General features: G+C 41.2%; 32 protein-coding genes. 4 read left to right on the forward strand and 28 right to left on the reverse strand.

Going from position 1 to position 25276, the window contains the following annotated elements; translation table 11 throughout:
- Positions 1 to 159: 159 nt before the first annotated feature.
- Positions 160 to 1188: a HemK family protein methyltransferase gene (locus tag AC2SLN_RS05860; protein WP_486550100.1), complete on the reverse strand. Its 1029-nt coding sequence runs from the start codon at positions 1186 to 1188 to the stop codon at positions 160 to 162.
- 1092 nt (positions 1189 to 2280) lie between these two features.
- Here AC2SLN_RS05860 and AC2SLN_RS05865 point away from each other — a divergent pair.
- The 3 genes from AC2SLN_RS05865 to AC2SLN_RS05875 all read left to right on the forward strand — a co-directional run bounded on the left by AC2SLN_RS05865 (position 2281) and on the right by AC2SLN_RS05875 (position 5491).
- Positions 2281 to 3648 (forward strand): L,D-transpeptidase family protein, encoded by a 1368-nt coding sequence (locus AC2SLN_RS05865; protein ID WP_486549991.1) that lies wholly within the window; start codon positions 2281 to 2283, stop codon positions 3646 to 3648.
- 163 nt (positions 3649 to 3811) lie between these two features.
- A complete protein-coding gene (gene coq7 / locus AC2SLN_RS05870; protein WP_486549993.1) occupies positions 3812 to 4453 on the forward strand; it encodes a 2-polyprenyl-3-methyl-6-methoxy-1,4-benzoquinone monooxygenase in 642 nt (213 codons plus the stop codon).
- A gap of 174 nt (positions 4454 to 4627) precedes the next feature.
- Complete coding sequence (locus tag AC2SLN_RS05875; protein ID WP_486549995.1) at positions 4628 to 5491, forward strand: tetratricopeptide repeat protein; 864 nt, start codon at positions 4628 to 4630, stop codon at positions 5489 to 5491.
- 270 nt (positions 5492 to 5761) lie between these two features.
- Here AC2SLN_RS05875 and AC2SLN_RS05880 read toward each other — a convergent pair whose 3' ends face one another.
- The 27 genes from AC2SLN_RS05880 to AC2SLN_RS06010 all read right to left on the reverse strand — a co-directional run bounded on the left by AC2SLN_RS05880 (position 5762) and on the right by AC2SLN_RS06010 (position 24502).
- Positions 5762 to 6613: a DNA adenine methylase gene (locus AC2SLN_RS05880; RefSeq protein WP_486549996.1), complete on the reverse strand. Its 852-nt coding sequence runs from the start codon at positions 6611 to 6613 to the stop codon at positions 5762 to 5764.
- Positions 6549 to 6779, reverse strand: coding sequence for a Com family DNA-binding transcriptional regulator (locus AC2SLN_RS05885; RefSeq protein WP_486549997.1), 231 nt, complete (start codon positions 6777 to 6779; stop codon positions 6549 to 6551). The genes AC2SLN_RS05880 and AC2SLN_RS05885 overlap by 65 nt, the downstream gene beginning before the upstream one ends.
- Positions 6780 to 6944: 165 nt before the next feature.
- Positions 6945 to 7619: a phage baseplate protein gene (locus AC2SLN_RS05890; protein ID WP_486549999.1), complete on the reverse strand. Its 675-nt coding sequence runs from the start codon at positions 7617 to 7619 to the stop codon at positions 6945 to 6947.
- Positions 7607 to 8200, reverse strand: coding sequence for a phage tail protein I (locus AC2SLN_RS05895; protein WP_486550001.1), 594 nt, complete (start codon positions 8198 to 8200; stop codon positions 7607 to 7609). The genes AC2SLN_RS05890 and AC2SLN_RS05895 overlap by 13 nt, the downstream gene beginning before the upstream one ends.
- Positions 8193 to 9017 (reverse strand): baseplate assembly protein, encoded by an 825-nt coding sequence (locus tag AC2SLN_RS05900; RefSeq protein WP_486550003.1) that lies wholly within the window; start codon positions 9015 to 9017, stop codon positions 8193 to 8195. Before AC2SLN_RS05900 ends, AC2SLN_RS05895 begins: the two co-directional genes overlap by 8 nt.
- 5 nt (positions 9018 to 9022) lie before the next feature.
- Complete coding sequence (locus tag AC2SLN_RS05905) at positions 9023 to 9388, reverse strand: GPW/gp25 family protein (RefSeq protein ID WP_486550005.1); 366 nt, start codon at positions 9386 to 9388, stop codon at positions 9023 to 9025.
- Between the two features lie 151 nt (positions 9389 to 9539).
- A complete protein-coding gene (locus AC2SLN_RS05910; RefSeq protein ID WP_486550007.1) occupies positions 9540 to 10061 on the reverse strand; it encodes a phage baseplate assembly protein V in 522 nt (173 codons plus the stop codon).
- Entirely contained in the window at positions 10061 to 10351 is a 291-nt protein-coding gene (locus AC2SLN_RS05915; RefSeq protein WP_486550009.1) for a hypothetical protein, read from the reverse strand. Before AC2SLN_RS05915 ends, AC2SLN_RS05910 begins: the two co-directional genes overlap by 1 nt.
- A gap of 7 nt (positions 10352 to 10358) precedes the next feature.
- On the reverse strand, positions 10359 to 11120 hold the full coding sequence (locus AC2SLN_RS05920; RefSeq protein ID WP_486550011.1) for a phage late control D family protein: 762 nt from the start codon (positions 11118 to 11120) through the stop codon (positions 10359 to 10361).
- Positions 11121 to 11164: 44 nt separating this feature from the next.
- The gene (locus AC2SLN_RS05925; RefSeq protein ID WP_486550013.1) at positions 11165 to 11416 is read right to left on the reverse strand and encodes a tail protein X; all 252 of its coding nucleotides are present in this window, start codon (positions 11414 to 11416) and stop codon (positions 11165 to 11167) included.
- Positions 11417 to 12169 carry a phage tail protein gene (locus tag AC2SLN_RS05930; RefSeq protein WP_486550015.1) on the reverse strand — a complete coding sequence of 251 codons (753 nt, stop codon included), beginning with the start codon at positions 12167 to 12169 and terminating at the stop codon, positions 11417 to 11419.
- Positions 12166 to 14487, reverse strand: a complete 2322-nt coding sequence (locus AC2SLN_RS05935; RefSeq protein WP_486550017.1) for a phage tail tape measure protein — start codon at positions 14485 to 14487, stop codon at positions 12166 to 12168. The genes AC2SLN_RS05930 and AC2SLN_RS05935 overlap by 4 nt, the downstream gene beginning before the upstream one ends.
- 24 nt (positions 14488 to 14511) lie before the next feature.
- Entirely contained in the window at positions 14512 to 14703 is a 192-nt protein-coding gene (locus AC2SLN_RS05940) for a GpE family phage tail protein (RefSeq protein ID WP_486550018.1), read from the reverse strand.
- The gene (locus tag AC2SLN_RS05945; RefSeq protein WP_486550020.1) at positions 14663 to 14968 is read right to left on the reverse strand and encodes a phage tail assembly protein; all 306 of its coding nucleotides are present in this window, start codon (positions 14966 to 14968) and stop codon (positions 14663 to 14665) included. Before AC2SLN_RS05945 ends, AC2SLN_RS05940 begins: the two co-directional genes overlap by 41 nt.
- A 133-nt stretch (positions 14969 to 15101) precedes the next feature.
- Positions 15102 to 15626: a phage major tail tube protein gene (locus AC2SLN_RS05950; RefSeq protein WP_486550022.1), complete on the reverse strand. Its 525-nt coding sequence runs from the start codon at positions 15624 to 15626 to the stop codon at positions 15102 to 15104.
- Between the two features lies 1 nt (position 15627).
- The gene (locus tag AC2SLN_RS05955) at positions 15628 to 16839 is read right to left on the reverse strand and encodes a phage tail sheath subtilisin-like domain-containing protein (RefSeq protein ID WP_486550024.1); all 1212 of its coding nucleotides are present in this window, start codon (positions 16837 to 16839) and stop codon (positions 15628 to 15630) included.
- Between the two features lie 66 nt (positions 16840 to 16905).
- Positions 16906 to 18171 carry a BspA family leucine-rich repeat surface protein gene (locus AC2SLN_RS05960; protein WP_486550026.1) on the reverse strand — a complete coding sequence of 422 codons (1266 nt, stop codon included), beginning with the start codon at positions 18169 to 18171 and terminating at the stop codon, positions 16906 to 16908.
- A 20-nt stretch (positions 18172 to 18191) separates the two neighbouring features.
- Complete coding sequence (locus tag AC2SLN_RS05965) at positions 18192 to 18650, reverse strand: Gp37 family protein (RefSeq protein WP_486550028.1); 459 nt, start codon at positions 18648 to 18650, stop codon at positions 18192 to 18194.
- Positions 18647 to 19687 (reverse strand): hypothetical protein, encoded by a 1041-nt coding sequence (locus AC2SLN_RS05970; protein ID WP_486550029.1) that lies wholly within the window; start codon positions 19685 to 19687, stop codon positions 18647 to 18649. Before AC2SLN_RS05970 ends, AC2SLN_RS05965 begins: the two co-directional genes overlap by 4 nt.
- Positions 19688 to 19698: 11 nt before the next feature.
- Positions 19699 to 20190, reverse strand: coding sequence for a hypothetical protein (locus AC2SLN_RS05975; RefSeq protein ID WP_486550031.1), 492 nt, complete (start codon positions 20188 to 20190; stop codon positions 19699 to 19701).
- Complete coding sequence (locus AC2SLN_RS05980; protein ID WP_486550032.1) at positions 20191 to 20403, reverse strand: hypothetical protein; 213 nt, start codon at positions 20401 to 20403, stop codon at positions 20191 to 20193.
- A gap of 12 nt (positions 20404 to 20415) precedes the next feature.
- Positions 20416 to 20760 (reverse strand): hypothetical protein, encoded by a 345-nt coding sequence (locus AC2SLN_RS05985; RefSeq protein WP_486550033.1) that lies wholly within the window; start codon positions 20758 to 20760, stop codon positions 20416 to 20418.
- Entirely contained in the window at positions 20754 to 21212 is a 459-nt protein-coding gene (locus tag AC2SLN_RS05990) for a gp436 family protein (RefSeq protein WP_486550035.1), read from the reverse strand. The genes AC2SLN_RS05985 and AC2SLN_RS05990 overlap by 7 nt, the downstream gene beginning before the upstream one ends.
- Positions 21213 to 21256: 44 nt before the next feature.
- Positions 21257 to 21787 (reverse strand): hypothetical protein, encoded by a 531-nt coding sequence (locus AC2SLN_RS05995; RefSeq protein ID WP_486550036.1) that lies wholly within the window; start codon positions 21785 to 21787, stop codon positions 21257 to 21259.
- 97 nt (positions 21788 to 21884) lie between these two features.
- Positions 21885 to 22808, reverse strand: a complete 924-nt coding sequence (locus AC2SLN_RS06000; RefSeq protein WP_486550037.1) for a major capsid protein — start codon at positions 22806 to 22808, stop codon at positions 21885 to 21887.
- Between the two features lie 75 nt (positions 22809 to 22883).
- The gene (locus AC2SLN_RS06005; RefSeq protein ID WP_486550039.1) at positions 22884 to 23258 is read right to left on the reverse strand and encodes a capsid cement protein; all 375 of its coding nucleotides are present in this window, start codon (positions 23256 to 23258) and stop codon (positions 22884 to 22886) included.
- Positions 23259 to 23326: 68 nt separating this feature from the next.
- Positions 23327 to 24502: a hypothetical protein gene (locus tag AC2SLN_RS06010; protein ID WP_486550041.1), complete on the reverse strand. Its 1176-nt coding sequence runs from the start codon at positions 24500 to 24502 to the stop codon at positions 23327 to 23329.
- Between the two features lie 235 nt (positions 24503 to 24737).
- On the opposite strand from AC2SLN_RS06010, the gene AC2SLN_RS06015 reads away from it, so the two are divergent.
- Entirely contained in the window at positions 24738 to 25199 is a 462-nt protein-coding gene (locus AC2SLN_RS06015) for a LexA family protein (protein WP_486550042.1), read from the forward strand.
- Positions 25200 to 25276: the final 77 nt, after the last annotated feature.

The raw sequence follows: 25276 nt of genomic DNA on the forward strand, positions 1-25276 counted from the left end.
ATTAAACAGGTATTCACTTGACCTGATTTTTCGCTATTTTAAACTTTTTTTATTAATCAACTATGAAATACAATCTAAATTACTAGTCATCTAAATAAGCAGACATCAGCTGATCTAATGAACTTATAAACAAATATATTTATACACTTAGAGGTTAAACTAAGAGACTAAGCGAGCAACTTGTGCTTCAAATAATCCTCGATATCGCTCAAGAGTTTCACGATCCATAGCAAAGATACCATGACCTCCACGAGCAAAGGTCAGCCAGTTAAACTGTATTTCAGGATACGTTTGATTCAGCGCCCACTCACTATCGCCAACTTCACATACCAATAAACCCTCAGGAGTGAGATAGTCTGCTGCATCTCTTAAAATAATGTGCACCAAGTCCAATCCATCTTGCCCTGCGGCTAAAGCGTGTTCAGGTTCGTGAATAAATTCAGGCGGCAACTCTGCCATAGCAGCAGCATCAACATAAGGCGGGTTTGTCACTATAAGCTCATACTGGTTTTCAGCTGGAATTTTATTAAATAAATCTGATTCGATTAAATTTATTTGGTGGTCCATCCCATGATGCTCTACATTGACAGCAGCTATTTCTAATGCTGATTTATCAATGTCTGTGGCATCAACTAAAGCTTCTCTAAACCAATTAGCCAAACCAACTGCGATACATCCAGACCCTGTACACAAGTCCAAAACCCTATCAGGCTGGCGTAATTGTTTGGCATCTAACCCATGTAAAAAGAAGTTGGGTATGTCTGCAGTAGAATCTGCGGCCAACGACTGTGCAAGTTCATTTGTCTCAAAGTAGGGATAAAACTGCTGGCGAATTAATTCTGCTATTGGAGAGCGTGGGATAAGCACCCGTTCGTCAACATAAAAGGGCATACCACAAAAATAGGCTAAATTAACCAGATAGCTAAGTGGCTTTCTTTCAGTAATTCTCTTCTGTAATAATGACAAAACGTCACCCTTCTCTGACGGAGTCAGTCGACTATCCAATATCTGCTCATCAGCAGACCAGTCAAGTGAAAGTGTGTGAAGTACAATTGCGGCAGCCTCGGCAAATACATCTGTAGTACCTTGGGCTATGACCACATCATAAGTACGCATTTGCGTGACACAAAATCGGATAAAATCACGAATACTATATAAATGATCATACGCCTCATGGCAATCTCTCATTAAGTACTCATATTGATCATCAAATTCAGCATGAGAAGAATCAATATCATGACCCATTGAAGATACAAGGTCATTTAAACCTGATTGAGAAGAAACTCTTTGACTACTTGAATCACTATTAAGATTATCTATTGACATATTTTTAAAACTTTCCCAGTCAGTTAGTATAGAGCGGATTTAAAGGGCTAAACATTACTATAGTTTAGTGTATATCATTATGGCTATGTTTAAATAAATATTACTATTCGTTGCACTGAATTTATTCTATAAAGTAAGCCTAAAGGATATGCTCCTTCAATGGCCATACCCAAAGGTTAAAATCGGTAGTATCCGGCTAAAACAATTAAACATTAATGCTAAATTGAACGCCAAATCTAGATTAATATTTTCTATGAATCATAAGCGTCAAATAAGCAGGGTTAATTAATATATTTCAATCAGTAATCGTAACCAAAGTGAATATTATCAATATTTTTGTTAAAAACTCTAATCTTAAATTACTATCTTCCTAATTAGCCATTGGCATCATAATGCACTATAACCGTTGAGTTTATCATTATAATGACAAACATATGTTATATCTATATCTGTTATACGTTTGTCGCTTCTGTTTTCTTGTGTGTCTATTTGCTTTTTGCTTTTTTTCTATGCCCCTCTTTTTGTTAGCTGTCGCTTCCCCTTTTCTATACATTAACTATATGTACTCATAGAGTCTAAAAATACAGGGACTGAACCTTAAAGTATACGGATACTTATATAAGTACATTTAACGAATTGTTGAAACTGATACTTTTGTTAAAAGTCTTTTTAATGACTAGATATCATTCATATCATTGCTAACGACAAATAACTATTTATTGATGTTATTCATGCTTCACTACTTATGAACGTTGCATTACCGTTATTGTTTCTATTGGTATCTAAATTGTGGTAAACATTTGCCAGAAGCTTAAATTCATCGCATAATAGCAACAACTTTTTAACACAAATTTTTTAATTATGACTCAATTAAACCTTCTGCAGCACAAAGCTGCTCACGATGTCGCGATTATTACGACAAATCCTACAATAACTATCGTTACGGCAAACCCTATGACCAAAAAATCTGTGAAATTTATGCCAAAAATTTTAGCAGCCTCATTGACTACTTTCCTTATTGGTATGAGTGGTCATGCAATGGCAGCGCAAAATCAAACTTTGCCAGTCAAACCTGTAGATAGCTTATCTGAGCTTATAAATGACGTATTGGCTATTGAACAGCAAAAAAGTATTACTCCAGTAGATGAAGTAGACTCTAATGACCCAGAGTCAGACAACGATGATAATCTTAGCACTGCTAACGATGCTAACGGGCAAAATCAAGTAACAAGTGGTCAACCAAAACAGCAAGTAGCCACCACCACTGAACCTGCAATGGACCAAGAAGCTGTAGAGGCTGAGGTAGAAGAAGAGATTGACGAACAAATCCATAGTGATGCTGAGACTGGACAGGCTGTTGCGGCCAGCTCAATTGTTAATGAAGACTCTATCAAAAGTATAGAAAACAGAGATGGTAAACTTTACACCACTACTAATTTGTCACATTACGCCAAACAAGTTAACAACGCAACGTGGTCAACTAACATGCGTAAAAACACCGCAATGACCGTCAAACTGCAAGCGTTACTTGATTGGAACCATGCCTCTCCTGGCCCTATCGATGGTGGCTGGGGTATGAATAGCAAAAAAGCCCTTGCAAACTTCCAAACTATGCATGGCTTACCGAGAACCGGTAAAATGACTGAGGCAACATGGAAAGAGTTAACCAAAAATATCAACCCAAAGATGCCAGTACTGGTGGAATATAAAATAACCAACGATGATGTGAAAACAAATTTTACTAATATACCTTCTGGCTCTGAAGCAAAGTCGAAGCTGAAAGGGCTGTACTACAAAAACATTAAAGAGATGTTAGCAGAACGTTTTCATATGGATGTTCGATACCTTGAGAGATTAAACAAAGGAAAGAGCTTTAATGAGGGCGAAACTATCACAGTTATTAATGTTGGTGAACCCTTGAAAGCACGTATCACTAGAGTTGTTGCTAAAAAAGGGGACAAAATCCTATATGCCTATGATGGTGATAAATTAGTTGCTACTTACCCCACAACGGTTGGCAGTAGTAGTACTCCATCGCCAAGTGGCACATACAAGATTGTCAACAAGGTTAAAATGCCTTGGTATAAAGCAACCGTTGGTGAAGATGACAATAAAAAAGTTTACATGCTACCGCCTGGTCCGAATAACCCCGTGGGCGTCGTTTGGATGGGCTTATCTAAACCTTCTTACGGTATTCACGGTTCACCAATTCCCGAAGGTATTAGTCGTCAGGCCTCACATGGTTGTATCCGTTTAACCAACTGGGATGTACTTGAAGTTTACTCAAACATCCAAGGCGGCGCTATAGTTGAGCTTAAATAATATTTGTAATTTAGCACTTTTATAACTGACTATGCTTAGAAATATAGTCAGTTATAAATTTGCTAATCTATACGACTTAAAAGGCGTCTTTCAGGTTTAATATCTCTTTATTTGACTTGGTAATAGGCGTCATATATCAAGCTTAATGCAATTAGGAGGTTTTATGGGTAAGCATTTAAGTTTTATTGATCGGGCAATTGTAGGCATCGACAGCAGTTTAAGAGCTATCATTCCACACTCGAACCAAACGGCTCGCCCTCTTCCTGTTAGCTCAGATGAAATACCTGAATTATCAATTAATGAATCTCGTCATGTAGCAGGACTAATGCGAATTAATCATGCAGGCGAAGTTTGTGCTCAAGGTCTGTATCACGGTCAAGCATTTACGGCAAAAAATGATGCCGTAAAAGAAGCAATGCAACATTCCGCTGATGAAGAAATTGATCATCTAGTATGGTGCGAGACCCGTTTAGATGAGCTAGGCAGTCATCCAAGTGTGTTTACCCCTGTTTGGTATGGCTTGTCATTTGGTTTAGGGGCTATCGCTGGAATAATATCTGACGAATTTAGCTTGGGGTTCGTTGCAGAAACTGAAGCCCAAGTTAGCGAGCATTTGCAGGAGCATATAGAACAACTGCCTAAGCAAGACACTCGAACTAAAGAGGTACTTGCACAAATGGATATTGAAGAGTTACAACATCGTGAGGCGGCGTTGTATCACGGTGGTCAAACATTGTCTGAGCCGGTAAGAGTTTCAATGCGATGGCTTGCGAACCGTATGAAAGAGGTTGCATATCATATTTAAATATTTTTAATTAAGGCATGTGATTTTTTATTGAGCTCTTTTTAAGGAAACAAATTAATTATAAATATAATGAACCGAATTAACGCTTAAGCATCCTCTGAAATTTGAAAGTGACGCCATTGACAATTAATCTTATTAAAAATAATTGTTCTTATAAAAACTAAGGAATATAAAATGAATAGACAATTTCGCAAACACATTATATCTAGCGCTGTTCTATTAGGTTTAATGTCAGCTACTAATATTGCTACCGCTCAATCAACAACCAGCGCTAATGTAGAAACATTTGAGCAGAAGGTTACTGGATCAGTACACCGCATCCAATATGATAATCAAGAAGCACTTACAGACCCTTTACGTAATGCCACTGATATTGTTGCTAATCGTATCGATGGTATACCTACGCCAAATGTTAGTGTGTCCGATATATCTTATCTACCTACGGTCATTATTCAAAAAACGCGTTCAAACAATCTCGAAAAAATTGACGTCAGCCTTTTAGACGACTTTATTGCCGAAGTCAGTCCTAATGCCAGACATTATCCACCAAACTTTAAAAATGCTTCACAGAGATATTACACCAAAGAAAAGCTTAAAGAGTTAGAAGCTTGGATTCGTCCTTTTGCTGAAAACTCTGATGCAACATACGACGTTCTAATTAGAGCGGCTAAATTAAATGGTATGGCTCGAAACTTAGACTTAGGTTCAGACTATGCCGTTCGTGCCAGTACATATGTTGCGAAAGCAATAGACAGGCAGCCCGACAGCGCTGAGGCCAATTTCTTATATGGAATGATGTTATCAGAAGGGGGCGGATTTAAAGAAAGTAAAAAATATCTCAATAAAGCTGTGTCTCTTGGTTATAAAGAAGCTGAACAAAGTTTAGCTCAAGCCGATTTATTGAACGATAATCGTAGTGCTGCATTATCTCGTTTACAAAGCTTGCTTGAAAAAGATCCCAATAATAAGACTTTGGCACAACAAATTAATTTAGTGCAAAATGGTAAGTACTATATATGGGACTTACCCTCTAACTAATGTTAAATAAAGCTTAGTCAAGTTTTATTAGAATAAAGCCACCCTGTGTGGCTTTATTCTTTTATGACATATAAAGTGGGATGGAAAAAACTCCTGTTATTTAGGACGTTTTATCAGAAAAAATTCTTTAAGAACTATAGCTTACGTTGTTCATTTATACCATGTGATGCGGTGCGTTATAAATTCGCAAAAATTGCGTTATAAATTCGCTGCATCATTATTACATACAGTGCAATCAAATTACATAAAAGCGAAAGAGTCATCGCTTTGCTATCCCCACTTATAAATCATATTGTCGACATAGCTGGCTGACTTATTCACATGAGAGAGTTGACTGACACTTTCATACTCTCCAAGTCTTTCCCAGTCCTCTGGTACGTTATTTCGGATGTACTCCATAAAGTTTGGTAATTCACTCCTAGTGCTACTAAATAGGATATATGGAGGCCTAACGAGTTTCATGAGTGTCAAAAACTGTACCATCCCAAAATATTCATCTAACGCATACGCCCCTTGCTTAGTACTGACATACGGGGGATCTAATATCAATAATGCCTTATTAGCTTCCTGATAAGCTGGTATAAGAGCTTCGAACGGCTGTGACACCATCTCTATGCCATCAAGATAGCCTTCTGCAAGCGGATAATTGCTACGGCGAATTCTATTGTACATAGTATGACTATATAGCTCATCAAGCGTGCTAACTTGCTTACCGCTAAATAGCAACCATGTACTTACTGTCTGAAGATCGATATACCCATCGAAGTTTGTAATTGTATCTTTGACTTTGGCTTTGACACTGTCAGATAGCTTTTTACCACGTTGTGATTTACTAAGAACGTCTGATAGTAGAGTGAGTAGCCTGTTAGTATCCACTATATGATCTAACCTTGTGCTATAGCCGTCAAAATCATTATAGATCACACGAGCATTCGGCATTAGATGCTTAGCGTTATTCGCCAGTAAGCCACTGCCACCAAAGACATCAATAATAGTCCAACCAGCACCATCATTATTGATATTATCAGAGATGACTTGTCGAAAGACTTTAAGAAAGTTACGTTTCTGTCCAACGAACGGCAGTGGAGCTTTGCTGTACAATTTTTGTTTGAGATCGTCCACGAGTCTTATCCTGTGTTGTTGTGAGAGACTCGTGGTCTTCTGATGTGGCGTTCTGGACGCTCATATAGTTTATTGTTTTACAGCGATGACATTTGATTGATAACTCATCAAATGTCTTGATTTTAAGTAGTTTTTTGCCACACGATTTACAGTTTAAAAAGTTCATAATTTCTTCCTGTGCAATAAGATTTCATTTATTAATATCTTATGCTAGACTTGCCACGCTCTGTACAGAGTGGCAGGGTCTAGCCTTGCGACAGGTAGATTTTAGTTTGCTGTCAAAAGGAATGGCTCAATGTTGACGCATTAAGCCATTACCCTGTTCTGTTTATTATGCAGTACGTCTCCATCTACCAATAACAATAGAAGGCTGTACGTTATTATGTGGTGTGTTGTTACCAACTAAAGACTCAGTAGCCTCATTCCATTTATCAGAAGTCATACCGCCAGCGCCGTATTCTTCTGATGTCCTTGTTCGGTCGCCACCGTCGTATGTATCAGTGTCCGTATCGGCAGCTATTGAACCAAATTTATCAAAGTTACCATTGCTGTGCTTGTGTTCTGCCATTTCTTCTATTGATAACGTGTGCTCATACTCACCAAACTCTGAACCAATTGTTTTTGTCCAAGCAGGGTCGTCTTGTTGTTTAGATAAACCAACCAATACTTTACCTTCACCAAATCGTTCCCAGACTCCATAACCAACGTCTTCTGTGACGTCATTAGGCGATTGATAGTCTTTAGTGGTTTCAAAAATTGCGCCCACCGGTAATTCACGCTTCGCTTTCTTGAGTTCTTCAATAGCTAAAAACAAAGACTGTAGCGATACTTCTTCTGATGCATCACCTTTAATACCTTCAACTTCTTGTTTTAAATATGCGGTGCGATTAGCCAGTTGCTCGTGTGGGATGTTATCAATACCACCTTCACCACCTTGAACTGGGTCAGATGGATCAATCAACCTAATTTCTTCTTGCCATACCGCTTGCTCAGTTATCGCTGCCATTGTGCTATTGCTCCGTTATATTTATGTTTGCCGTTATGTTTGATGCTACTATCGTGATAAATTGTCTTAGTGCTGATTGATGTTAATAGACAACGGAGCGGTGCTACATTAATGAGCAGTGCTCTTATCCGCTCTGCCTCTGCCTTATCAATTAAACGGGGTGTAATGATGCGGTAATGAGTCCACCCACCCACTGCCGCATATAAGTGCTTACTGTCATGTCTGATTGAACCATCGTGAGTGTTATGTATAAAACGTTCTTGTAGCTCACAGTCGCCATATCCCAGTAGCTTTAGAGTACGCTTAATCGCCCACGGTGTACCCTTATGGCGGTGTATCTCTATGGCATCTTTGATTAATTCTCGTTTGTCTGTCTCAGTAACAGCAAACTGCCAACCATCACCAAACAAACTGAAGTGGTCAGCAAACCACGGTAAGCTGTCTGCTTGTGCAACATCAATCAGCATGATAATTGCGTGTTGGGGTAGTTTATTTAGTCGCTGCAGCAAGCTTTCTAGTATTAAAAACCGCTCATTTTGCAGCGGCATAGGTAATACGCTATTTTGTATTAAATCAGCCATGTTCTGCCTCACCCAAAACAACTCTTAGTCTTGTACAATTTGCCCATTGATACGGTTGCACAATGATTGGGCGACGTGGGCTAACAACTTCAATTTGCCATACGCTGTCATTACTCAATGCATCAATAATCTGACTAGGCACGATGTCTTTACCGAGTTTAAGCTTAAGTGCATCTATATATTGTTGTGCGGCTGTTTGCACCTCTGTTTTAACGATATTAGAGTCAGCAGTTTTCAGCGGATATACTTTTATAGTTAATTCAAAGTTGTATGGCTCACCGCTAGTGACATGCACCGCATCAGACAAAGGACGTTTTTTCTCATCACTGGTGTTGTCTAACACACGTTGTATTAGCTCATCGCTGGGGTTGCCTTCTGCTGTTAGGATATGTATATATACATTACCATTCTCGCCTCTGATTGCATCAGCATCTATAATATCTGCACTAGTTGACAGTGTGTGATAGATATAGGCTTGACGGCTACCCATCGTAGCATAGCTTTCAGGAGCAAGACGAATGCGTGTTCGTAATTGTTCGTCAGTCTCATTATCAAGTCTTTCAACACCAAAGAAGTCGCCAAGATAATTGAGCATCACTCCGTTTGCGAAGGCGACAAGGTTTTGTTTAGCTGCTTCATTTATCGCAGTGCGTATCAATACTTCACGATATGCAATAACGTCTAACATCAAGCGATCTGCTTGGGCTGGGTACAGCGGCTTACCACTAAGCTCTTCATAAAGTGCAATGAGCTCATCAGTGACTTTGTTGGCATCACGCTCTATAAAGTTAGGTGGGTCAAGTTTGCTTATATCCATTATCGCTATACTCTATAAGTCATGTTTTGGGGTACTAAGCTATCAATCGGTGTCCATGCGATATTAAAAGTTGCACCTGCAAATCCTTGTAACTTGTCATATTGAGTGCCAATAATCTTAACCGATTCAACACGTGGCTCATGTGCCAAGATCGCATCTGTAGCTCGGGCGATAAATAGCGGTGCAACGTCTTTAAAATTTCCATCAATTAAAGGCATGATGTCGCAACCAAATTCAGGGCGATGCGGCACACTACCAAGTGGCGTTGACAAAATAATACGGATAGCTTGCTCAACATCGCTAAAGCCCTCAACAATGCCATCGTTATCAAGACTTGATTGCCAATGCAGACTGTTACTAATTTTGCTCATCTCACCATCCGTATTATTAATTAATCATCTCGGGTTATAAGCTAAAGCACTACATAACAACCTCCTATAATCAAGTTTATAAGTATCAATATTTGGAAGAGGTTTTATAGTATGCGGTTTGCGAGCCATTTAATTTTATGGCAATTTAATGTTATGACGGTGGGTTTGTTGAACTACCACCTCTATTGATACCGCCATGTTTATGCTCAATAAACGATATACCGCCTATTACTGCATCGTCTGTTATAGTCGCTGTGCCATTGATGGTTACGTCATTATTTATAGTGGCATGCTTTGCAGTGATATCAACAACACCAGTACACACCACGCTCATAGCACCTACGGCATTAATGGAGAGCACACTAGCATCCGAGTCATAATCAATGCGTGTTCCGTCATCGAATATCTTAGTGAACTGGTGTCCGTTAGCAGGGCTGTTATCCACATCACTCATTACCGAGCCTAGGCACAAAGCCGACTCACCATCGTCATAAAGTAATATTGCTACTTGCTCGCCTTTCACGGGTGGATCATAGGTCTTAGCAGTTTGGCTACGAGCACATAACATCAATGCCCATGGACTGAGCATATCGTCCATATCTGGCAGAGTTGCTTGCACCCTAAGTGGTGCATATTCAATGTTTTCTACTAGACCATACACAACTTCAGTCATTAGCTTTCCTTTTTGGCGACTTTACAAAACTGTACTTCGGTGGTGTAGCCTGAGCTACGGCTTATCGAATGAGTTGCTTGCTGTATCTGCCATTTACCATTAAATCGCCCAAAGCCAGTGAGATTAAAACTACTACCAGCCGTTAGTCTTGTATCACCAGAAATGTTAAAGCGGCCTTCAGCTTGCTTATCATCCGCTTTACTTTGCCTAGCTTTTGCTTTTGCCTGAGCTACTGCGGGTGTCGATGCATTAGCTCTACTGTTATGCTTATCACTACTATGAGTTGCCATATACAACCTACTGTTTTTTGATTAATTGACCGTCTTTAAGGTCGTAGACGATTAGTTTGGATTTAGGTTTAGGGGTGGTGCGTTTAGGCGAATTAGATTTGCGAATAGTTTTAGTCTTGTGTTTGGCAGTCGCTTTGACTGTCTTTTTACGTTTTGGATTGTGCTTAGTCACACTTGTTTCTTTGGGAACATCCCTTATTTGTTCTCGTAAGCTCCAGCCTCGCATGACGTCAATCCTGTCAATAGTCGTCACTGATGGTGCTAGCTTTAGAGCTTCAGCATGACTAAAAATTAAACGCTTGCCCTTAATTTTGACAATGTAGCCATAGTCTTCAGCAAGTCGTTTAATAAAAGCTAAGTCAGTTTCTTTTTGAGTAACACGCTCAATTTGTAAGGGTTCAATTTTTCCTTCAATACTAAATCCCAAGTTATCAGCAACCTGCTTGATGATTTGATCTAGCGTTTGATTGTCAAATGCTCTATGCCGCTTAGTGCGTAGAGGCATGTTCACCCCAGCTGACAATGCCCTAATCTGCACTGTATTAGGGCTATCATTCACTATTATTTCATCAATCTCAAACGTACCACAATCGAGCAAACCACCATTTTTATAGCCAATATTAAATTTTAGTGTAGCTCCTTTTACCGGATACCAGGCATCCATCCATTTCTGATCGGGATCGGACAACGTAATATCCAATTCATCAGCTGTGCCCGTTAAATGATCAGTATATCTTGCATCGATCATATATTCGGCAATATCATGCATTGCATTCTTATTGTTGTATAGCAGAGTAAAAGAAGGTGTTTTAATCAAAGCTCGACCTCATCAATCAAATGATCTTTATCATCATCTAGCAGCCATACAGGCACATCATTAGATATATCAGGTGGCTTAATAATCGGTATGAATACAATCTGGCCAGCTTCTAAAGTTGAAGTAATTGGCAAATGCTTATTAGCGACTATGATGTGTTCATAAGCTAAAGGGTTACCGTAATACTGATAACTGATGCTATCCCACCTGTCTCCTTCGCTAGCTATATGTTGTAGATACTGTGCCATTTATAGCCTCGCCAATGTATATCTTGCTAATTCCACATAAAAGATTTGCTGGCTATCCATTTGACTAAGCACAGCATCCGCATCGCTCACATCACTTAAAATAGGTAACGGCGGAACACTCTTACCAGTCCAATTGCTCGCAAAATACTCGTTGATACTTTTAATATTGTCGTTAATTGCACTAACATCACCATGTAATGCTTTATCGATATTGCGTACTTTTGCGCGTGCTTTGTGCTGAGCTATTAATATATCCATTAAATGCTGCTGAGGTTGACGATGAGGTAGTAATGTTTCGACATCGTCAGTGTTTGCCGTCTGTACAGGCTTGGATTGTGTATCGTCACGCACAGCAGGGGCAGTGGGTTTAAGTGTGGTATCGCCAGTAAATTCGGTTAAAGTTAAGGTGCCACTAATGATTAAGGGTCGCCCACTATCGCTAGATTGCACAAAGCTGACATCCACATCATCAAGGGTTACCCAGCCTTGATAATCAAAATAATCAAACACTAATTGCTTGGGCTTACCTGCCATACAAGTTGCCTGCATGGTCTGCAAAACGGTTAATGGGTCACAAAAATGGAAGTTTAGCGTAAAACTGATACGCCACTCGTCAAGCTTTGCTCCCAGCCTTTGCCTTGTCGCTTTACCCAGTGGTCGCTCATGGGTTGCAAAGTCGTATCCCATGCGCAAGCTTAGTGCACTTGTTGCTTTTGCTTGACCAAGATTAATATCGCCCAAGCTTACTATCATGCAAACGCCCTCCGTTGTCTGTTTGCTTCTACTTGTGCTAGCATCCGCTCAAATTCAACATAGCTCGCTGATAAGCCCTCTTGTACTTGTGTGGCCACATCGCTATTACCAATGCCAACTTGCACGTTGATAGTCGGGCTAAAGCTGATAGAGCCTGCGCTCATGCCACTAGTGATACTTTGAGCGCCCAATACCTTGTTAGAGTATTCAGTCTGTGCAAGGCGTTTGGCCATAGTGTCTGATGCTTTGATTGCGGTTGGTGTTTGCTGAGCAATCCCAAGAGCGACGCCATCAGCAATATTTTGACCAAAGCCCATAAACACACGGCTGGGCGATTTAATACCAAGCACGCTTTTAAACGTGCCTGATACGCTGCTGGCCAACAAGCTCATCTTATCTTTAAGTGCACCGAACTTAGCAGTAATCCCACCAATTAAACCTTGAATGATATTAATGCCGTATTGTCTAAACTTAGCCGGTAGCCCTCCAAAATAGCCAAAAACCACAGACCATGCTCGTATAAATAAACCCAGAGGGCTAAAGCTCACAATTGTACGTAAAATATTACCCACACCACTTTTAGCAAAGGTTTTCAGGCGATTCCATAAGCCCTGAAAGTAAGGACCGATCCTGTCCCAATTGCGGTATATCAAATATGCAGCACCAATAAGAAGGGCTATACCAATCCCTAATGGATTGGTCATCATTAAAATACGTAATACCCTAAATGCTTTGCCTATAAAGCCTATTGCTCTGCCAAAGCGCATGGCCATAGGTGCAAAACGTCCTAAAACAGCCATGCCTCGCAAGACTGCTATACCAGCTCGTAGTCGATTAAACAAGGTAACCATTTTTATAATTGGACTAACAACTGACAGCACACCAAAGCTTAACCCCCAAAACGCCGCTTTTGCGAGTAGTAAACCACCGACTATTTTCACAATAGAAGCAACTGTTTCTGGATTTTTTTGCGCCCATGCACCAAACTGTTGAACAAGTGGTGTAATGGCGGTAATAGTCTCGTTTAAAGCTGGTAAAAGTGCATTACCAAGAGTTATGGCTAGCACATTAATGTTATTTTTAAAAAGATTGAGTTTGTTCGCATTTGTACTACTCATACCCTCAAACTCAGCATTCATCGAGCCGATATACTTAGCAGTTCCATCAGCATTTGTACCCAATAGATTGACATTCTTTGCCAGCAGCTCGGTATTATTGGCTACAGTTAATATGTCACCGCCATACTCTCTACCAAGCACAGAAGCAAGTGCACCCAATCTATCCGCTTCAGGCAATTTTTCTGTCGCCTTCAAAAAGTCTTCAACAGCCTGCTGACCATTTTGTTTAAATTTAATAGCAAACTGATCTATATCTAGTCCTAGTGCATCAAACCCTTCTAACTGTCGTTTTGTCGCCATATCGAGCGTAGAAAATGTCGTAAGCATGGACTCAATAGCACTACTAGCCGTTGACGCATCACGCCCTTGAGCGATTAATGCGCCAGTCAACCCTACACTAAACCCCTCTGTAAAATTCGCCCCCTTCATCTTGTCACCAACTCGGCTCATAGCGGTAACAATTTCACGAGCTTTAGCAGGTGAGTTATTACTGATGACGTTAATCATGTCACCAATACGTCCTATCTCAGTGACTGGAACCTTCATAACATTGGAAAGTTTAGCCATAGCATCGCCTGCTTTATCAGCAGACATATCAAAAGCGACTCCCATCTTGGCGATAGTTTCAGTAAATACAATAAGTTCTTTATCAGCAACACCTAACTGACCACCCGAAGCTGCAATAGAAGCTAGCTCATTAGCGGTCAAAGGTATTTGTAGTGATAAGGCCTTTAACTGCTCACCAAGCTTTTCAATACTATTGCCAGCACTAAAATCAACTGTCTTATTGACCTCTGCCATTGCTGACTCAAAAGACATTGATGCATTTACAACAGCTCCAACAGGAACAGCAAACCCAGCAAGCTGAGCACTGCTGGTTGCAAAGTTACCTCCAGCAGTACTTTTTAGCTCACCAATCTTACGGCCACGCTCAATAGAGCGATTCAAACGCTCTTGAGCCAGCTCGGTATCTTTGATTGCACGGCCAATTTGCTCATACCTGTTTTTAAGCTTACCTAGGTCGGCATGAGGCCGAGAAAGTGAGCGAGCCATAATACTGCCAAGCCTTTCTTGCTTTGCAGTTAGCTTAGCAGTTGTATCATCAAGCTTGGTTAAATCACGATTGACGCCTCCGATGGCACGGTCAAGCGTGCCGTCAACGACAGCACCTATCCGCATCATCAGAGACATATTTGACATATAAAATCGCCTATTTAATTAATATTAGTGTTTACTTTGGGCTTTGTTTTGCGCATCAATCTGCTTATTTGCTTCATCTACCCAGCTAAGCAGATCATCAATGGTCATCGCATCAATCTCGGTTGGCTGAATATGAAACCACTTGGCTAATAAGCCTTGTATGCTTTGCCAGTGGCTACTCGGTACGATTGAAGTTAAGCTGTTGAAATCGGTCACGCACCGCCACATAATCAAACATCTGCATATTTTCCAAGTCTTCTACGACTAAATCACAAGCCGCCGCTACCATTGCGGTTTCGACTTCCGCTTCATCACTAGCACCACGGCGTTGAGCTTGTTTCATTTGTCGCACTGTTATATTTTTTACAGCGACTTGCTCAATAGGTACACCTGCATCGGTTGTAAACGGGTGTTTTAGCTTAATTGGTTTGTTTGCAGAGCCTGCTTGTTTTGTATCAGTAGTCTGTGTTGTTTTACTCATAACCGTATCCTTAAATGTGTAATCTGATTTCACTATGGAATATATATAGGGCATAAAAAAACCCTCAATGCGTCTGCATCAAGGGCTAGGATAAAGGGATGGTTAGTATCTATATTTTATGGCGGTTTAATGCTTACATCACATTACTGCGATACTCTTCAAGCATATCCTCGCCACCGATTTTTAAGATATTGGCTAAGGCATCATACTCAACAACATCATGACCATCAAATACTTGTTTAACGTATGTGCAAGCAAAGTCATATTCAAAGTCAACATTCTTATGGTCGCCAAGCTTACCCAAGGGCATATTTTTAACGGCTATCGTTAAAAAGGTAACCAAAGGAACCTCTTCAACACGACCTTGCGAGTTATGTACACTCACACTTGAGCGCACCTGAATTTGACGATAATCAAACGGCGACAGCTTGCGTGCAACGGCAGGATATAGGCTATTCATCTTGATCTTGCCTTCGACCTTATCAATACCGTTGGTGGGTAGCTCAAGCTTGCCTACCATACCTAGGGCTTTAAACTCATCGAACAAAAACTTCAGCTCAGGCAAGTCAACACTCTCACACTTGCCCAGCATGGTCTTACCATCGAGATATACCACGCCTTGAGTAATTTTGTGGATCTTTATACCGTTATTAGACATATTAGATGCCTCCCATGTTGACAGATTTTATGTTTAGCAAATATTCACCCGTCACTTCACGCTCGTAAGTGATGCGCTCCATTGGGAAGATAGGGGTAAACTTATAACCAATGACGATATGCCCTTGGCTAAGCTCAGTGGGTGGATTACGAGTTGGATCAAAATACGCTTCACCGCCAACGATAGCACCTCTCATTTGCAAGGTGCGTAGATAGCTGTTTACAAATTCAGTAATGGCCTCAATTTGTGGCTGACGTATATCACTATCTACAAAGGGTAAGCTTGATTGATGAATACTCATCTCAATCATATCTTTAGTGCGTTGCACCTGCTCAAAGCTATCAAAGTTGTTCATGACAGGATACGATGCTGAGCGGTTACCCCATGTTAAAAACCCAGTACCAAATGCCTTAAACATGGTGGAAAACCCTGCTTCGTTAAGTAAGTTGGTTTCAGTATCAGGGTCGTCCAATCGAGCAGAAATAACTCGCTCAAGTCCAAGTGTGCCACGTATCGCTTTATTGGATGAGCTGGTCCAATAGCCAATATCTCTATCAACCCTCGCACGCACGCCAGCCCATGCAATAGAGGCAGGCTCAAGCTTAGTATCATTAGTTACAGGGTCAAATACTTTACGGTGCGGATAACAGATGCGCACACGGCTAGATTGAGTTTGATAAATATCAAGCCCCAGTGGCGCCACCCCACCGCGGCTAGCAACCGCCTCAGTTGGCTTAAGTCCCAGTGGCAGGTCGATATATGCCATAGCTTTGATTTTATGTGCCATAACTTCTAGTGCGCCTGCCACAGCCGGTACAGCACTAAAGCCTGGTGCAATTAAAATCTTAGCGTCATAGCCATAGATCCCATAGCCATCACCAAGCAATTGAATGCCTGTGCGACTACCATCTTCTGTTATTGTTCCGATGATGTCAGCTGTATCAACACTGTCAGTATCGCTGCCAACATTGACAACCATAACAAGCCCAGCGCCTTGTTCACGTAGTGACTTGAGAGCTTGTGGAATCGTATGGTTATTAGTAATATCGCCAAATTGAGCATCATCAGTTGAAGATAAACAAATTGTCAATTTATTAACCTCACCTTTGGGAGCTGTGCCAGCCAAGCCGATGATGCCTGAGCGTACTTCTCGTACTTGAGTAGTGCCTTTGCCCACATCGATTGTTTCAACACCATGTAAAAATTGAGTCATGTCGGTTTCCTATTGGATTGGTATGGAAATTAGTAAAAAATAAGAGATAGAGATAAGGCTTAAAGACTAAGCGACGTTTTCACCCCTTGGGCAGGTACCCCAAACCGGCTTAGGCTCAGTCCAGTTTTCCTCCTCAAAACCTTCTTGGCCAACTGGTAAATTAATAACGCACCATTTTGATAAATCTTGATTAAAACTAGTAGCACCAGCAAACATTTCGAACACATACGTAACATTACTGACATTCCAGCCACCTATATCTTGATTGAAGCTAGTAGCTTGATAAAACATCCTGTACATACCAGTAACACTGCTGACATCCCAGCCACCTATGTCTTGATTAAAGCTAGTCGCACCAGCAAACATCCCGTACATACTAGTAACATTACTAACATCCCAGCCACCTATGTCTTGATTAAAGTTAGTCGCTTCAGCAAACATAGATACCATACTAGTAACACTGCTGACATCCCAGCCACCTATGTTTTGATTGAAACTAGTAGCTTGATAAAACATAAGGTCCATATTAGTAACATTACTAACATCCCAGCCACCTATGTCTTGATTGAAGCTGGTCGCACCAGAAAACATACCTTCTATATCAGTAACATTACTAACATTCCAGCCACCTATGTCTTGATTAAAGCTAGTCGCACCAGCAAACATAAGGTTCATATCAGCAACACTACTAACATTCCAGCCACTTATATCTTGATTAAAGCTAGTAGCACCATCAAATAGTTTTCCCATATCAGTAACATTACTAACATCCCAGCCACCTATGTCTTTATTGAAGCTAGTCGCACCTTGAAACATCTTGTACATATAAGTAACATTGCTGACATCCCAATGCGCTATGTCTTTATTAAAAGCAGTAGCACCAGCAAACATAAGGTTCATATTAGTAACATTACTAACATCCCAATGCGCTATGTCTTTATTAAAGTTAGTCGCTTTATAAAACATAGCGTACATATTAGTAATGTTAGATGTTGCAGCTCGTTCGGCATAATTAGTAGCATCTTCTTTTGTATAAACACATATATACTCTATGGGATCATCATCAAACATGTGAGTTTCATGCTCTGGTATGTCTTTACAATACACAATCCCAGTTGCAGGATCTTTCCACCAACCTGAACCTGAATAACCGTCATCTGCATCGTGAGCATCGGTTGCATTAACAAGCAAAAGATGAGTTTGCACCAATCTCTTGCTATAGTCGTTATCATCACGCTCAACTAACTGTTCGTGATGAGTTGGTTGCCACAAAGTTGTTATCCCGTGCTCACTAAATCCTGTGATGCAGCCTTTATACTGATAACCCGCCATAATTTTATCCTTATCTAAGCTTATAATTCTTTCATCGCCAAGCTCTGCACGTGTACCACCTCAGTTTCAAAATCCACACCATAAAACCAAAGCCCAGATTGATGCTGTACAAAGTAATCTTTAAGTGGTGCTAGTGGTTTATCCGCATGCGCAGGGGTAAACCCTGATAACATTGAGATTACCCAGTCCACAAGCGGCACAGCCCCATATCTGTCATACAGCCCGCGGCTTACGATAGTGACGGTAAGCATCATAGTGCGAGGACGTATCACAGCGCCTGTTTCATTGTGCTTGGGATAACTTGACTGAGCGTAGTTAACGAGTAGTGCGCCATTAGTGTGATTAAGCCTGTAAGTCGCTGGCTTTTCGGGATAAAACTCTACTGCTAGAGTTGTACAAACTAGATCTTGTAGCTGACTAACAATTGACTGGCTAACGTCTGTTGTGATTGAGCAGTGCTTATATACATTGCTTGTCATTGCACTATCAACCCATTAACAACATTCAGCGTCTGACCGTCTGCTGTTTGCAGTGCGCCCGTGTATACCTGCTGACCATTGGTCAGGTTCTCTGTTGTTATTTCAGTCAAATGAACAGACGAAACAGCAGTCTTATTATTTCCATTTCCGCCCCTGTTGAGGAGAAAACCCACTTTTATTAATGCTGTTCCATGTGGCAGCGTGCTTGAGCTATACTGTCCAGTATCATTGATACCCCCAAAAACCCCGACGCCCTTAGTCCAGTTTTTACCAATAGGGACATTCAATAAGTTGGTCGGATATAAAAACGACCCGCCTGATTGCGATGTCCCTATTTTTGTACCGACTGGCCAAGTGCCGTTGGGATCATCTGGATTAGCACGATCCCAGACATCTGACATAGCTATAATGTTATTTGCTAAATCGACGTCTGCTGCTGTATATACACCTCTCCCCGACACGTTACGACTATACGTTTTTTCGCCAAATTTGATACCAGCAGCTGTTTTATATTCGTGGACTTTAATATAGCGTCTCGACAGACTCAAAGTATCCCAGCCCGTAGCATCAGCAATATGCAGCTCAGTATCTCCTATGTTTAACGGCTGAGTTAATGTCGTTATATTATCGTCAAAGGTATACATCTGAGGCATTATAGTTAGACCATCAGCGTCAATGGGCTGTATCGTTATATATGCAAAATTGTTATCGTCAAGCTCTATCGATTTTAAAAAAGCAGATATCTTATAAATGCTGGATGGAATAATTGGTATAAGCTCGTCAAGTGCAACTATCGCATTACGTGTGTCGTTAACAAAACTGCCAAATCCTGCATAGGCGTCTGATCGGTAAAATTCAAAATCACTAAAATTATAATTATTACCCATTAATCCTGAGCCGTTAGTTATCAAGTTCATTCCTCGGCTTTGCACCGCAAGCGCTGAGTAGTATTTTGATAGCTCGCTTTTATCTGCTTTAGTCTTTAGTAGATTAGCGACTCTTGTAAAACCAGCGTTTATTGTTTCAATCAAACTCATAACGTATTTCCTTAGCTTGTATAAGTTTGATTGATAGTCGCTACAAAATCAGCACTGTTGATATTGCCGATTTCTGATTTGCTATACACATCAATGTTGTCACGTGCTTGTTTTTGTTGCTCTGCACTAAAGTTTTGAGCTTGTGCAGCACTAACAAGACCATTATCTGCTTGCGCTAGAGCAGTTATTTTATCAGCTAGCTCTTTTAAGCTGTCGCTATCGACATCAGCGCCAGCGATCAAATTACTGATCGCTTGTGTAATTGCGCTATTAATTTTTGAAGAAGACCAAGTAGACGATGATGATGATGCACTGTCATCAATATTGCTAGCATCATTGATCAGTGCTTTAATTTCATTAAGCGCATTAACGAGGCTCGTCTTATCTATTGTGTTTAGATTAGCTAAGTCGCCACGCGCCGCCTTTGCAGCGTCACGCACTTGCTTAAGCAAAGTTGTTAATCGCTCAAACCCTAAATTCACTTCTTGTGTTAATGATGCCATTTATGTACTCCATATCCCGTCTATTGTTGCTACGTAATTATTAGTAGTTGTAATACTGGTCTCATCAACTAACAGCTTATTATCACTACCCAGTTTTAATGCATTAGGCGCATCTTTACTGATCAAGCTACTGGGCTGGGCAGCAGTTGGCACAAACTTACCAACGTTTAAAACAACTTTTTTCTGCTTATGCGTTACTACCAGCTTTGCCATTACTCATTCCAACTATTCATTACGAGACCAACCCCGATTAACAACCAACGTAATATCATTATCAGTCGACAGCGCCACATCGTTTTCATAAAAAATCACATCCATTTTGTAACTACCCGCTTTCAGCTTATCTTGCGTACTTGCTATAAACTGTCCAGCTTTGGCATTAATTACAACATCTAACTCACACACTAAGCGATCTGATAACGTGCGTATCTGACAAACGACATCAACATCATCCCCTAGTGCCAGCACATCGCCATCATCATCTGTGTAACTAAATCCAAGTGATAACGTTTCAGTATCTTTAAACTCGATGACGACATCGTTTTTTTGTTGAGTGTTGCAATTTACCATCTATCAAGCACCTCGCGGCCAAAGCTACTCATGTTGTCACGGCTTGGCCGTACTTTGACGTGAAACTCACCATCGTCATTGAGCAGTCGACCTTTCAAATCGCCATCAGCCACACCTAAGCTGATCAGCCCATCTCGAATTTTTTCAAGATTTTTAATGGCAATTTTACGACCATCGATTACTGCTGGAGGCAGCTCAAAGCCTTCAGGGCGACGTTCATATATGGCATAACGCACAAGTTGTTTAGCACACTGTGTAACAAGAGTGGGTGCAGGAGCAAAGGGCAAGTGATAACGACCCCGCAAATAGCCGTCCACCTCCTCGCATGCCTCATTAATAACTTGCTCGAGCAGTGCATAATCAATATCACCAGTTGCTTCGTCGTCAGACAACTGCTGCATTACATTCAGTGGTACAAGCGTCCGCAAGTCATCAATATCTATATACACCATGTTACAGCCCTTGTTAATCGTTCTGCTTTATTCTTTAGTAATGCTTACTTAGCATCATCAGCAAGTAATAACCGCTCAAGCACATCATTGGTGGCTTTTGCATCATGCTCGATACCACGTTTATCAAGCTCGGCGTTTAGATCTTTTTTAAGCCAGCCATCGTATGGGTTTGTGCTTTTACTGATTTCTTCTTCAGCTACATCAGATTCAGGTATAGAGACGGCTTCGCCAATTACGACATCAGCATGATCTGTGTCAGCATCGGTGTCAGCCACCACCACGTCCGTTGCCATATCAGTTGCGGTCTGATTATCATCTGTGACTGCACCTGATGCGTCAGAAGGCAGCTCTTCTTCATTAACATATAAAGTCGCTGCTTGTTGCTCTGCTTGCTTTTGCGCTTCCCAGTCTTCAATTTCAGACGCAGTCGGTTCACGAACGCACTTAGCCATGCGCAAAAATACAGCTTGATTTTCAGCAACTTCGAACAAATCGTCTGATTCATATTCAATACCATTGTGTCGGATGGCAAATAATGCGGCCACAATCGCTGTGCTTAAATTTGTCTGTTTCATTGAAGGTAATCCTTTAAATATGTAATGGTTATGTCAGCTAGCACATTGTCTAGCTGACACCAAGCATGGCTTGGCTATTTATTAGGCAAGTTCAGACTTAGGCGACGTTTTTAAACAGAAATCCAGCTGAGATACCTGCAATAAGAGGCTTACGCTCATGGGTAACAGGGTAAAACCAGCTTTTGGCGTTATCATCATAGTATTTAGCTTCTACATACGGATGGCCTTCCATCTCATAGGTATAGCCAAATGCAGGCTCTTCACGATCAAGCTCGTCAGAGGTGGGTGTATAAGCCAAAACAGCATCGTTACCCCACACATCAACTGTGTCATCAAGCTTTTCATCGTAGTACAAGGCTTTACCAATCACTACCTCATCTAAATCTAATAAATCGGCAATCATTTCAGGAGAAATAGCTTTACCATCAGCAGTGATTTTCATTGCCTCGCGAACTTTAGGATTGTTTTTAAGAGCTTTAAATCCACTTGGACTTAATACCAAACGGTTTGGTTCTACGCCACATTGAGAGCGGATAACCTCTTTGCCATCATCGATGTCTTGTACAGGGTCACTTTCAGGGCTTGTCCACATGCTCGTGCCTGATAACGCTTTTTTATTGGTGGGTGCATACTGATCAGGGTCGCGAGCCAGTTTCGCCTGTTGCACTTCTAATCCCAGCCCCATGGCATTCCATGGCTTGCGGATAGCACGTTGTTCAAGCTTAATAGTTGGTGCCGTTGCATTGGCATCACGCAGATGCTCACGGGGCAGTTTGCCCTCTAAGCTATGATTCTCTAATGCATAATCAGCACCTTCATAGCCAACATCGATACGTTTGGTATTTGAGCCTGGCGCACGAGCAGTTTTATAGACCTTGAAATCTCGGTCAGTAAACATGATGACCTTGCCACCAGATTTTGTAACGCCTACACGTGGGAACAGCACATGACCAACTGTGTTTGGCACAACATAGCCTTGCACGACTTTGGTCAAAATTGGGTCTACAGTTACTTTAGCCATTGGCTTTGTCCTTTTCATTTAATATTTTGGTTTACAAATTGCTCTCTTACTTTAAAGCGGGGTTAGGGCTGTTTCTTAGCGCAGTAGCACTTCAGCATGACCCGTTGCGGCGGCGTCATAGAGCACAATGCCACATACATCGGCTGGCGTCGCTACCGCATCAGCGGCAGGTTTGATCGTCATAGCGCCCGATTCAAAGCACACTGCATCGCCTGCCATTACTGCGGCGCTTGCAATCGTGTCAAGATTCATACTGGCTGTGCCAACCACAGTGACGGCTACCGTTTCACCAGCGATTGCAACATATTGAGTAACCCCAAGCGGCAAGGCTTCAGCAGATAGCTGCTTACCTGTAGCAGTGACCCATGTGCCTTTTGGCGTGTCTTGTTGCACCGTGACTGGCAGTGTTAGCAAGCTGCGATGCTGTACGCTTTTATCGATACCTTCCATTTATTGCTCCAGTTTTAATTTGTTTTATTGAATAAATACTGACTCTTTTTTTATTTATTAGCACGTAACTAACCGCCAATAGCGTCTACAGCCGTAGCGTAGTCAACCTTGTGTGCCTCGCTATATGCCAAAGCTTCGTTGTGCAGCGTCAAGCGATCCGCATCAATAGTCGTACCAGAGGGTGCTTCAAAATTGGATGTCGTCATGGTGGTTGACTCTTTACTAGCGGCTTCACTAAATAAGTAAGCAAAGCTGTCTTTATCAGCATTGGCAAGCTTATCTTTCACTGCTTGCTTTAATGGCTGTTTGCTATCACCCTCACCAAACTCAATCGGCTTAGTGGTATCAGCAGCATCAAGACCATCTAAGATTGCAGTTACTAAGTCTTTATCTTTTGGGGCAATCTTATGCTTACCCACCAAGCTTTCCGCAAAGTCGGCATTCTCTTTAGCCATCGCATCGGCTTTAGCTTTCGCTTCAGCTGCTGTCTTAGCATCAAGCTCTGATTTTAAGCGGGCAATCTCAGCATCTTTATCAGTAGTATTAGGCGTTGGTTGTGGCGCTGGAGTCACAGGTGGCACTGGTGGTGTTGCAGGAGCAGCAGGTGCTGGAGTTGTCATATCGTCGTCCTTTTGTTCTGGTTTAGATTCTGGATTAGTTTGGATTTCAGTTTGAGCACTAGTCACAGCAGCAGTTGCAGACTCACCAAAAAACAGTGTCCGCAATCCGTCTACAAATTGGTTGAATATATTTTGTTGATTTGCACCCCCTTCCTTTTCCAAAAGAAGGGTTGGGGATGGATTTTCACTAAAGTCCACCGTCACAGTGACTTCATCTGCGACTTCACTAAATTCAATTGGCTGTAGACCTTTAATCGCAGGTGGTTCAGCGCCCAAAAACCCCACATGACGCAAGTAATACACGCCTTTGACTGGGTTTGCTGGGCTATTGGGAGGATAAAAGCTTGCGGATACTTTTTTGTAGCTGCCAGCTTTCACTTGTTCGCTAAACTCTGTATTGACTTGCTCAGGGGTGGCAAATAGATTGCCGCCATCTGCGCTAAGCGACTGCACCCAGCCAAAAGCTGGGGCATCAGTCTTTGGGTGTCCAACTACAATGGGTGCTTGATGGATATCTGGGTTATATGAAGAGACTGCTTTAGCAAGATCAGACTCACTAAAGCTTACAGTTTGCCCGTGGCTATCGGTATGCGTGCCTGTCTTAAAGATATGGATACGTTTCATAGAGAGGTTGCCATAAATAAAGCTTGTTATAAGAGATAACTCATTTATGACACATAGTAGAGGGCGTATTACATTACTAATTTTATGCCGTTTTAAGGATTAAATAGACACAAGGTATTTATCTAAAAAAATGAAACGACATTACTTGGCGTGTAATCCTCAAATTTACTTGAAGTTTTAAAGCCATCAGTAGATGATTAAAATTCATTCATAATAATTTAGAGGAGGTTAAATAATGAAGGTGCACGATGTCATTGAAAGTAATGCAACCCTTGTTGGTGTTTTAGATATCAAGACTCAGTCAAACTTACCGCAGTTTTTATCTAAGCTATCAGCGGGTATGCCTGCACCTGTCACCGATGATATTGAGATGGTAGATCTCAATACGTTGTGTTTAACTCACCCAAGCGAAACTTATCTTTACCAAGCAGGTGGGTTATCAATGATAGATGCTGGTATTGAGGATGGCGACTATTTGCTGGTTGATAGACATATTGAGCCAAAGTCAGGTCAACTGGTCGCCTGTGCTTATATGAATGACACGTTAATTAAAGAAATGGTCGTTCGTGATGATGGCATCGTGTTAGTCGCTCATAACGATAACTACAATAATGTGATAATTGAGAACCCAGAATATTTTATGGTCATTGGTGTCGTGACTTGGGTATTTACAGATAAACGAGGCTGGCGTAGCTAATTGCATAAGTAGTACAGCTTTAAAACAACCTAAAATCCATTTATAAACATTTATAAACGCCTATCAACATCAATTAC

The organism is Psychrobacter sp. CX90 (assembly GCF_057396305.2).